At 60.1% G+C, this 10,708-nt stretch carries 9 protein-coding genes; 6 read left to right on the top strand and 3 right to left on the bottom strand.

What is annotated here, in order from left to right:
• Positions 1-45: 45 nt before the first annotated feature.
• The gene (locus ATI14_RS18700; RefSeq protein ID WP_016974058.1) at positions 46-696 is read right to left on the bottom strand and encodes a GNAT family N-acetyltransferase; all 651 of its coding nucleotides are present in this window, start codon (positions 694-696) and stop codon (positions 46-48) included.
• Positions 697-865: 169 nt separating this feature from the next.
• Here ATI14_RS18700 and xthA point away from each other — a divergent pair, with 169 nt between their 5' ends.
• Together xthA and ATI14_RS18690 are read left to right on the top strand one after the other, a co-directional pair.
• Positions 866-1,678 (top strand): exodeoxyribonuclease III, encoded by an 813-nt coding sequence (gene xthA / locus ATI14_RS18695; RefSeq protein WP_017255589.1) that lies wholly within the window; start codon positions 866-868, stop codon positions 1,676-1,678.
• Between the two features lie 127 nt (positions 1,679-1,805).
• Entirely contained in the window at positions 1,806-3,137 is a 1,332-nt protein-coding gene (locus tag ATI14_RS18690; RefSeq protein WP_016974060.1) for a substrate-binding domain-containing protein, read from the top strand.
• 129 nt (positions 3,138-3,266) lie between these two features.
• Here the strand turns inward: ATI14_RS18690 and ATI14_RS18685 are convergent, their stop codons facing one another.
• A complete protein-coding gene (locus ATI14_RS18685; RefSeq protein WP_016974061.1) occupies positions 3,267-4,496 on the bottom strand; it encodes an acyl-CoA dehydrogenase in 1,230 nt (409 codons plus the stop codon).
• 151 nt (positions 4,497-4,647) lie between these two features.
• Between ATI14_RS18685 and ATI14_RS18680 the strand changes: the two genes are divergently transcribed.
• The 3 genes from ATI14_RS18680 (at position 4,648) to ATI14_RS18670 (ending at position 7,077) form a co-directional block, all read left to right on the top strand.
• Positions 4,648-5,583 (top strand): LysR family transcriptional regulator, encoded by a 936-nt coding sequence (locus tag ATI14_RS18680; protein ID WP_016974062.1) that lies wholly within the window; start codon positions 4,648-4,650, stop codon positions 5,581-5,583.
• 184 nt (positions 5,584-5,767) lie between these two features.
• Positions 5,768-6,160 (top strand): MerR family transcriptional regulator, encoded by a 393-nt coding sequence (locus ATI14_RS18675; RefSeq protein ID WP_016974063.1) that lies wholly within the window; start codon positions 5,768-5,770, stop codon positions 6,158-6,160.
• 17 nt (positions 6,161-6,177) lie between these two features.
• Positions 6,178-7,077 carry a hydroxymethylglutaryl-CoA lyase gene (locus ATI14_RS18670; RefSeq protein ID WP_016974064.1) on the top strand — a complete coding sequence of 300 codons (900 nt, stop codon included), beginning with the start codon at positions 6,178-6,180 and terminating at the stop codon, positions 7,075-7,077.
• 665 nt (positions 7,078-7,742) lie between these two features.
• Here the strand turns inward: ATI14_RS18670 and ATI14_RS18665 are convergent.
• On the bottom strand, positions 7,743-9,380 hold the full coding sequence (locus tag ATI14_RS18665) for an AMP-binding protein (RefSeq protein WP_016974065.1): 1,638 nt from the start codon (positions 9,378-9,380) through the stop codon (positions 7,743-7,745).
• 164 nt (positions 9,381-9,544) lie between these two features.
• Between ATI14_RS18665 and ATI14_RS18660 the strand changes: the two genes are divergently transcribed.
• Complete coding sequence (locus ATI14_RS18660) at positions 9,545-10,708, top strand: isovaleryl-CoA dehydrogenase (RefSeq protein ID WP_016974066.1); 1,164 nt, start codon at positions 9,545-9,547, stop codon at positions 10,706-10,708.

Genomic DNA, 10,708 nt, shown 5'->3' with positions numbered 1-10,708 from the left:
GCTTGGGAGACTCTTTGAACCCGGAATTGTCTGAATAATTCTGTCTCAAACCGTTGCAGCCTGTAACGCCTGGGGGTTGGCATGAAAAAACACGTGCTCCAGGACCGGTCCTACTGCAACTTCACCGATTTCCTCGTAGCCCTGACGCTTGTAGAACTCCAGATAACGCGAGTTGCCCGTATCGAGCACCACACCGGACGAATGCGGGTCTTCCGCGCACCAGTTGTGCACCGCTTCCAGCAGTTGCTCGCCGTAATGCTTGCCCTGGAATTGCGGGTGAATGCCCAACAATGGCAGTACGTGCACTGAATCTCCGGGCAGGCAGGCCAGCACGGCGTGATGGTAATCCAGATAGCGCCGGGTACCCCGTACGCCGGTGCTCAGCCACATGCGAATCTGCCAGGCCCAGCTTTCGGTGATGCCCAGGCGCCGTTGCGGAGGCGCGATCAGGGCAATGCCGATCAGCCGGTCGTTGACGAACAACCCGATGGCGGGCAGTTTTTGAAAGAAGTGTTGCTTGACCAGTTCCCGCACCGTGGCGCGCACACGCTGTTCGTAACCCGGCCGCTCGGCTTCGAAGATATAGGCAAACGTCGGCTCATGCCGGTAAGCCTGGTACAGCAGCGAGCGGGCTTCGCGGGAATAACCGCTGTTGAGCAGGCGGATGTCGGCAATGGCAGTCGGCGTGTCAGGCATACGGTCAATCTCCCTGGGCGCCATTGAAAAGGATGACGCTCTTATAGGTACGAACTTACGCGGCACCAGTCGTTCCCAGACATTAGCAGCGCATCTGCCCTACCGCCACGCTGGCCCCCGTCCGACTTGTCGGCTAGCATCGCCCTTTTGCCAGACTGGACTGCCGACCATGAAAATCGTCTCCTTCAACATCAACGGGCTGCGCGCCCGCCCTCATCAGCTGGCGGCACTGATCGAGAAACACCAACCGGATATCATCGGCCTGCAGGAAACCAAGGTACACGATGACCAGTTCCCGCTGGCCGAAGTAGAGGCCCTGGGCTATCACGTGTATTTCCACGGGCAGAAAGGCCACTACGGCGTGGCCCTGTTGTCTCGCAAACCGGCTCTGAGCCTGCACAAAGGTTTCGCCAGCGACGAAGAGGATGCCCAGCGCCGCTTTATCTGGGGCACCTTCGCCGACGAACATGGCCAGTCGATCACCGTGATGAACGGCTACTTCCCCCAGGGCGAAAGCCGCGACCACCCGACCAAATTCCCGGCCAAGCAACGCTTCTACGAAGATTTGCAGCAACTGCTGGAAAGCCAGTTCAAGAACGACCAACCGCTGGTGGTGATGGGTGACATCAACATCTCACCGGAAGATATCGATATTGGCATCGGCGCCGACAATGCCAAGCGCTGGCTGAAAACCGGCAAGTGCAGCTTCCTGCCGGAAGAGCGCGAGTGGATGGCCCGCCTGAAAAACTGGGGCCTGGTGGACAGCTTCCGTCATCTGAACCCGGACGTCGCGGACCGCTTCAGCTGGTTCGACTACCGCAGCCGCGGGTTTGAAGATGAGCCCAAGCGCGGGCTGCGGATTGATGTGATCCTGGCCTCCAATGGCCTGGTGTCGCGGGTCAAGAATGCGGGGGTGGATTACGAATTGCGCGGGCTGGAGAAACCTTCCGACCATGCGCCGATCTGGCTCGAATTGAGCTAACAACACTATTGAGTGTGGGAGCTGGCTTGCCAGCTCCCACATTTGAACCTGGGGTGTGCCCGTCATATTTATGCAACCTGCCTGACTTAATCTCCCGACACTCCCTTTGGCTTGAGAAGGTGCCGGCATGAAGCTGCGCGTTCTGTTTCTGCTGACTGTTTTCCCCTTCTACGCTGCTGCTAGTCCCCTCCCCGTTCCCGATCAAGGCCCTGCGTTGCGCATCCAGGGTTCCAACACCATTGGCGCGGCGCTGGGGCCGGCACTGGTGATGGGTTTGATGGAGCACCAGGGGTTGCAGGGCGTGCACAGTCAGCCGGCTGAAGGCGCCAACGAGCAACGGGTGATTGGCAAGACGCGTCAGGGCAAGACGGTGACCATTGAAGTCGCAGCCCACGGTTCCAGCACCGGCTTTGCCGCACTGAAAAAAGCCAGCGCCGACCTCGCGGCGTCTTCGCGCCCGATCAAGGACAGCGAGCTGGTTGACCTGGAACCCCTCGGCGACCTGAAAAGCCCCGGTGCCGAACAAGTGATTGCCATCGACGGGCTGGCGATCATCCTCAACCCGCGCAACCCACTGAATACCTTGACCACCGAGCAGTTGGCGCAGATTTTCAACGGCGAAATCACGACCTGGGAAGCACTGGGCGGCGTCGGCGGCGCGATTCATCTGTACGCCCGCGATGATCAATCCGGCACCTACGACACGTTCAAGGAACTGGTGCTGCGCCTGCGCGGTAAACCCCTCGCCCCTGACGCCAAGCGGTTTGAATCCAGCGAAGAATTGTCCGACGCGGTCAGCCATGACCCTCAAGGCATCGGGTTTATCGGCCTGCCCTATGTGCGCCAGGCCAAGGCGGTGGCGATTGTCGACGGCGACTCGCAGCCCATGCTGCCGATCACCAGCCTGATTGCCACCGAGGATTACCCGCTGTCGCGCCGGCTGTATTTTTACCTGCCGCCGTCGGGGCACAACCTGTGGGCCAACGCGCTGGTGAGTTTCGCCCAGAGCAGCAAGGGCCAGGCAATCGTCGCGGCCAACGGGTTTATTGCGCAGCACGTGCAAGCCATCGCGGTGGAACCGCGTGCCTCCATGCCCGAGGACTACCAGGCCATCGCCCGTGACGCCCAGCGTTTGACCGTGAATTTTCGCTTCGAAGAAGGCAGTGCCAGCCTGGACAACAAGGCACGCCAGGACTTGCAGCGGGTGGTGGCCTATTTGAAAAGCCATGACAAATTGGACAAACAGGTGACGCTGGTGGGGTTTGGCGATGCCAAGAATGACCCGCAGCGGGCGGCTTTACTCTCGAAATTGCGAGCGATGGCGGTACGGCGCGAACTGGTGAAAAGCGGCGTGGTGTTGCGGGATATTCGCGGGTTCGGCGCACAGATGCCGGTGGCGGCGAATACAGCCGATGAGGGGCGGATCAAGAATCGGCGGGTAGAGGTTTGGGTGTACTGAACCTTGGGCTTTGTGCTGTAAACACTGGCCTCATCGCGGGCAAGCCCGCTCCTGCACTCGGTCGCATTCTCAAGTTGGAACTCGGTCAAATGTGGGAGCGGGCTTGCCCGCGATGCAGGCGACGCGGTGTTACTGCCCGCTGCGCATCAGTTCTTTGGGCACATACTTGCCGATCTCGAACTTGCCGATCGCCGCGCGGTGCACTTCGTCCGGCCCATCGGCCAGGCGCAGGGTGCGTTGCATGGCGTACATGTAGGCCAGCGGGAAGTCATTCGATACTCCTGCGCCGCCATGCATCTGAATCGCGCGGTCGATCACCTTCAGCGCCACGTTCGGCGCCACCACCTTGATCTGGGCGATTTCGCTTTTCGCGACTTTGTTACCCACGGTGTCCATCATGTACGCCGCTTTCAGGGTCAACAGGCGCGCCATGTCGATTTCCATGCGTGAGTCGGCGATCTTGTCGATATTGCCGCCCAGGCGTGCCAACGGCTTGCCGAACGCGGTACGACTGACGGAGCGTTTGCACATCAATTCCAGTGCCCGTTCGGCCATGCCGATGGAGCGCATGCAGTGGTGGATACGGCCCGGCCCCAGGCGGCCCTGGGCGATTTCAAAGCCACGGCCTTCACCCAACAGCACGTTTTCGTACGGCACGCGCACGTTGTCGAACAGCACTTCAGCGTGGCCGTGGGGCGCGTCGTCGTAGCCGAACACCGGCAACGGGCGCACGATTTTCACGCCGGGGGTGTCCACCGGCACCAGGATCATGGAGTGCTGCTGATGGCGCGGCGCGTCCGGGTTGCTCAGGCCCATGAAGATCAGGATCTTGCAGCGTGGGTCGCAGGCGCCGGAGGTCCACCATTTCTTGCCGTTGATCACCCATTCGTCGCCCTGGCGCTCGGCGCGCGCAGCCATGTTGGTGGCGTCCGAGGAGGCTACGTCAGGTTCGGTCATGGCGAACGCCGAACGGATCTCACCGCGCAGCAGCGGTTCCAGCCAGCGTTGTTTCTGTTCTTCGTTGGCGTAGCGCACCAGCACTTCCATGTTGCCGGTGTCGGGAGCCGAGCAGTTGAACGGCTCCGGACCCAGCAGCGAGCGACCCATGATTTCGGCCAGCGGTGCGTATTCGAGGTTGGTCAGGCCCGCACCCAGTTCGGACTCGGGCAAAAACAGGTTCCACAGGCCGTCAGCCTTAGCCTTGGCTTTCAACTCTTCCATGATGGCGGTGGGCTGCCAGCGGTCGCCTTCGCTGACCTGGCGTTCAAACACCGGCTCGGCCGGGTAAACGTAAGCATCCATGAACGCGGTGACGCGTTCACGCAGTTCCTGAACCTTGGGCGAATAGGCGAAATCCATGAGCAGCTCCCTTCTTTGAGAGGTTGTTTAGGTCATGCAATCGATGCTAGAACAGCGTTGATAATTTACCTAGCCTATTCTCGGCGTGTATTAACATTCATCACCGATATATGATCGGCCTATCGGCACCTAACAATAAGAGCGCAACGCAATGAATCTGAGCAAGGTCGACCTTAACCTCTTCATCGTCTTCGACGCGATCTACACCGAAGCCAACCTGACCCGCGCCGGGCAGATCGTGGGCATCACTCAGCCGGCGGTGTCCAACGCCCTGGCGCGCTTGCGCGAAACCTTCAACGACCCGCTCTTTGTGCGTACCGCCCAAGGCATGGTGCCCACCCCGATGGCGCAAAACATCATCGGCCCGGTGCGCAACGCATTGTCGTTGCTGCGGGTGTCGGTGCAGGAAAGCCGGATTTTCAACCCCCAGCAAGCGGCCAAAACCTATCGCATCAGCATGACCGACCTCACCGAAGCGGTGATTTTGCCGCTGCTGTTCCAGCGCCTGCGCCGCCTGGCACCGACGGTGGTGATCGAGAGCTTTCTGTCCAAACGTCGCGAAACCACCAAGGAACTGGCTGCCGGACGCCTGGATTTTGCCGTGGATGCGCCGCTCAACACCGACCCCCAGGTGCGTCACGTCAAGCTGATGGAAGACCGCTATGTATGTGCCATGCGCAAGGGCCATCCGCTGGCGGGCAAAGACAAGTTGACCCTGGATGACTACCTGGGGCTGACCCATATCCATATTTCCAGCCGCCGCAACGGTTTGGGCCATGTGGACCTGGCGCTGGGCAAGATGGGCCTGCAGCGCAAGATCGCCCTGCGCTCCCAGCATTACCTGATGGCTTCGCAGGTGTTGCAACAGACCGACATGGTGATGACCGTGCCGGAACGCTTCGCCCGCCGCCATGAACTGCACTGGTTCAACCTGCCGGTCAACGACGTGCCGCCGGTGGAAACCCATTTGTACTGGCACGAAAGCACCGACCAGGACCCGGCGAACCGCTGGATGCGCGAGCAGATGATTGAGTTGTGCCAGCAGGTGACGGCGCACGAGAAAAAGCTGGATGGCAAGCAAGCCTGACCGCTTCTGTGGCGAGGGAGCTTGCTCCCGTTGGCCTGCGCAGCAGGCCCATCTCTTGGGGCCGCTTCGCGGCCCAGCAGGAGCAACCTCCCTCGCCACAGGATAAGTGCCCATGCGGGCTATTTGCTTGACGTTTACGTCAACCTGCCATTAGCTTAGCGCCAAGACCTTCTTGAGCGCCGCCATGAGCACCACCTACAGTATTTCCGACCTCGCCCGCGAGCTCGATATCACCACCCGCGCCATCCGTTTTTATGAAGAACAAGGCCTGCTGGCCCCGGAACGCCGGGGCCAGGAGCGCATCTACTCGGCGCGGGACAAGGTCAGCCTCAAGCTGATTCTGCGCGGCAAGCGCATCGGGTTTTCCCTGGCAGAGTGCCGTGAGCTGATCGAACTCTACGACCCCAGCAGCGGCAACCACATCCAGCTCAACAGCATGCTGGCAAAAATCGCCGAGCGTCGTGAGCAGCTTGAACAGCAATTGCTGGATATCGAACAGATGAAACTGGAACTGGACACCGCCGAAGAGCGCTGCACCCAGGCTCTCGCGCAAACCATGGGCCAGGCTGGCCATTGATCAGAAGGTGAATTGCCATGTCTCTCCCCTCACACGTTCGCCTGGTGGAAGTCGGCCCGCGCGACGGTTTGCAGAACGAAGCACAACCCGTCAGCGTGGCCGACAAGGTGCTACTGGTGGATGCGCTGAGCGCGGCCGGCTTGGGCTATATCGAAGTGGGCAGCTTTGTTTCGCCCAAGTGGGTGCCGCAAATGGCCGGCTCTGCCGAGGTGTTTGCGCAGATCGAGCGCAAGGCGGGCGTGACCTATGGCGCGCTGGCCCCGAACCTGCGCGGTTTTGAAGATGCGCTGGCCGCCGGCGTGAAGGAAGTGGCGGTGTTCGCGGCAGCCTCCGAGGCGTTTTCCCAACGCAATATCAACTGTTCCATCAGCGAAAGCCTGGAGCGCTTTGTACCGATCATGGCAGCGGCCCAACAAAACGGCATCAGCGTGCGTGGCTATGTGTCGTGTGTGTTGGGCTGCCCCTACGAAGGCCAAATTGCGCCGGAGCAAGTGGCCGCCGTCGCACGGGAGCTGTATGCCATGGGCTGCTATGAGGTTTCCCTGGGCGACACCATCGGCACCGGCACGGCAGGCGCCACGCGGCGGTTGTTCGAGGTGGTCGGAGGGCAGGTGCCGCGGGACAAGCTGGCCGGTCACTTCCATGACACCTACGGCCAGGCCATCGCCAATATCTACGCCAGTCTGCTTGAGGGTATCAATGTGTTCGACAGCTCCATCGCGGGCCTCGGCGGCTGCCCGTACGCCAAGGGCGCCAGCGGTAACGTCGCGACTGAAGATGTGGTGTACCTGCTCAACGGCTTGGGGATCGAGACCGGTATCGACCTGGACGCATTGATTCGCGCGGGCGAGCAAATCAGCCAGGTACTGGGCCGCCCGACCGGTTCGCGGGTTGCCAAGGCACGTAATGCCGTTTGAGTAGAACGGCTGTGACAATGTGTTACCGCACGTCTACCTTTCGAGTAACACGGGAACATATTTTGTCGCATTTGCTGAAGGGCATGTCCTACAAAAAAATCAAACCGTTGATTTTAAAGGACTTTTAGAAGTTGGCACGGCTTCTGCTATCTCTATGGCATAACAAGAATAAAAAGCGCCAAACCTAATAAAAATAAGACGAAACGACTCTGACATAACAAAAACAACACGGCAGAGACGCAGCTAACAGATTTTTTTGGAGAAGATGGGCTTCGCAGGGTACGGCATGCCGAAACCCGCAACCGGTTAGAGAAAAATAAAACTACCTCAGGTAGCTACCCACTGGTTGGATCGATTACGAAGAAGCAGATCAGCGTTCAAAAAAATACGTTTGCTCTTGACCCCGGATGGGGGTCGCCAAAAACAGCGGTAAAGGGTAACGGTTGCCAAAAACAACAATAGACCGCCCCTCAATAATAAAAAAAGAGCACGCAACGACAAATTAAAGGGGACCTTCGGGTCCCCTTTGTGCTTTCTGCACCTGACACTCAGCTGTTCAATCTGTGGGAGCTGGCTTGCCTGCGATTGCGGCCTGTCAGGTTCTGTATCCGTGCCTGATGCACCGCTGTCGCAGGCAAGCCAGCTCCCACATGGGCCCGTTGACGTTAGTTGGATCGGGCTCGCAATTCTTCGATGGAAATTTCGCGCATGCGGAATTTCTGGATCTTGCCCGTCACCGTCATCGGAAACTCATCCACGAACTTGAAATGCCTGGGCGTCTTGAAGTGCGCAATGCGGCCCTTGCACCAGGTTTGCAGCTCCAGTTCATTGGCCACGTGGCCAGGGTGAAACTTGACCCAGGCGACGATTTCTTCGCCGTAGCGCTCGTCGGGAATGCCGATGACCTGTACATCCGCCACTGCCGGGTGGGTGAAGAAAAACTCCTCCAGCTCGCGCGGGTACACGTTCTCGCCACCGCGAATGATCATGTCCTTGTTGCGCCCGGCAATGCACACGTAACCCTGTGCATCCATGGTCGCCAGGTCGCCGGTGTGCATCCAGCCGGCCTCGTCGATGGCGTCGCGGGTGCCTTCAGGGTTGTTCCAGTAGCCGAGCATCACGCTGTAGCCACGGGTGCACAGCTCGCCGATTTCACCGCGCGCTACGGTGTTACCGGCGGTGTCGATGATTTTGTTTTCCAGTTGCGGCTGGGTACGCCCGACCGTGGTCACACGTCGCTCCAGGCCGTCATGTGCACCGGTCTGCAATGACACCGGGCTGGTTTCGGTCATGCCATAGGCAATCTGTACTTCGCTCATGTGCAACTCGCTGATGACACGGCGCATCACTTCGATGGGGCACGTGGCGCCGGCCATGATGCCGGTGCGCAGGGTCGAGAGCGCGAACTCACCCCGGCGCGGGTGGTCGAGCATCGCGATAAACATGGTGGGCACGCCGTACAGGCCGGTGGCGCGCTCTTCGGCGACGGCGCTCAAGGTGAGCAAGGGGTCAAACCCGTCATTCGGATAGATCATGGTGGTGCCGTGGGTGATGCAACCCAGGTTGCCCATCACCATCCCGAAGCAGTGATACAGCGGCACTGGAATCACCAGGCGATCCTGTGCCGTGAGGCCCAGGCTTTCGCCGACCATGTAACCGTTATTGAGGATGTTGTGGTGGCTGAGGGTGGCCCCCTTGGGGAAGCCGGTGGTGCCGGAGGTGTACTGGATGTTCACGGGCTGATCGAAATGCAGGCTGGCCTGCCGGCTGTGCAACTGCTCGGGCGGGATGCCTGCGCCAAGCGCCGCCAACTGCGACCAGGGCAGAAAGCCGGAGGGCGGGTTGGGGTCGAGGCTGATCATGCCACGCAAGTCGGGCTTCAATTCCAGCAACATCGCGTGGTAATCCGAGGTCTTGAACGACCCGGCACACACCAGCCACTGACAGCCGGATTGCTTGAGCACGTATTCCAGTTCACTGCTGCGATAGGCCGGGTTGATGTTGACCAGAATCACACCCAGCTTGGCGCTGGCGATCTGGCTGATGCACCACTCGGCGCAATTGGGCGACCAGATGCCCAAACGGTCGCCAGTCTGCATGCCCAGCGCCATAAACGCGCGGGCATGCAGATCAACGGTCTCGGCCAATTGTCGCCAGGTGTAGCGACGTTGCTGGTGGCGGACCACGAGGGCCTCGCCGTCCGGGTACTGCGCAGCGGTGTTATCGAAGGCCTGACCAATGGTCATGGCCAGCAAGGTCTTGTCCTGAGAGCCACGGCTGTAGCTCGGGTTCGGTTGATCCATAACGACCCCTTTTGTCTTTTTTGTAAGGTGGACGGCGGCTGCTTGACGTAAACGTAAACTACGATTGACAGCCTCGCAACGCAAGCTTACGTTAACGTAAAGGTGAGCGCCCTTCCCCCGGCGCCGTCCACACAAAAACAAAGCTCACATTAAGGTGCCTGTCCATGAGTTACCCGTCCCTGAACTTCGCCCTCGGTGAAACCATCGACATGCTGCGCGACCAGGTGCAGGCCTTCGTGGCCAAGGAGATCGCGCCCCGCGCGGCGCAGATCGACAGCGACAACCTGTTCCCCGCCGACCTGTGGCGCAAATTCGGTGACATGGGCCTGCTCGGCATCACCGTGCCGGAAGAATACGGCGGCGCAGGCCTGGGTTACCTGGCCCACGTGGTGGCCATGGAAGAAATCAGCCGCGGCTCGGCGTCGGTGGCGCTGTCCTACGGTGCGCATTCCAACCTGTGTGTGAACCAGATCAACCGCAACGGCAACCACGAGCAGAAACTCAAATACCTGCCCAAACTGATCAGCGGCGAGCACGTCGGCGCCCTGGCCATGAGCGAGCCGAATGCGGGCTCCGATGTAGTCTCGATGAAACTGCGCGCCGACAAGCGCGGCAACCATTACGTGCTCAACGGCAGCAAAACCTGGATCACCAACGGCCCCGACGCCAGTACCTACGTGATCTACGCCAAGACCGACCTGGAAAAAGGCCCTCACGGCATCACCGCTTTTATTGTCGAGCGCGACTGGAAAGGCTTCAGCCGCAGCAACAAGTTCGACAAGCTCGGCATGCGCGGCTCCAACACCTGCGAGCTGTTTTTCGACGACGTGGAAGTGCCCGAAGAAAACATCCTCGGCATCCTCAACGGCGGCGTGAAAGTGTTGATGAGCGGTCTCGACTACGAACGCGTGGTGCTCTCCGGCGGCCCCACCGGGATCATGCAGGCCTGCATGGACCTGATCGTGCCCTACATCCACGACCGCAAGCAGTTCGGCCAGAGCATCGGCGAATTCCAGCTGATCCAGGGCAAGGTCGCCGACATGTACACCCAATTGAATGCCAGCCGTGCCTACCTCTACGCAGTGGCCCAGGCCTGCGAGCGCGGCGAAACCACGCGCAAGGACGCCGCCGGGGTGATCCTCTACAGCGCCGAACGCGCCACGCAAATGGCCCTGGATGCCATCCAGATTCTCGGCGGCAACGGCTACATCAATGAATTCCCCGCCGGGCGCCTGTTGCGCGATGCCAAGCTGTACGAAATCGGCGCCGGCACCAGTGAGATTCGCCGGATGCTGATCGGTCGCGAACTCTTCAACGAAACCCGCTGA

This window comes from Pseudomonas tolaasii NCPPB 2192 (genome assembly GCF_002813445.1).
GTDB lineage: Bacteria > Pseudomonadota > Gammaproteobacteria > Pseudomonadales > Pseudomonadaceae > Aquipseudomonas > Aquipseudomonas tolaasii.
Note: the sequence above shows the minus strand (reverse complement) of the source record. Positions and strands in the feature narration are given on the sequence as shown.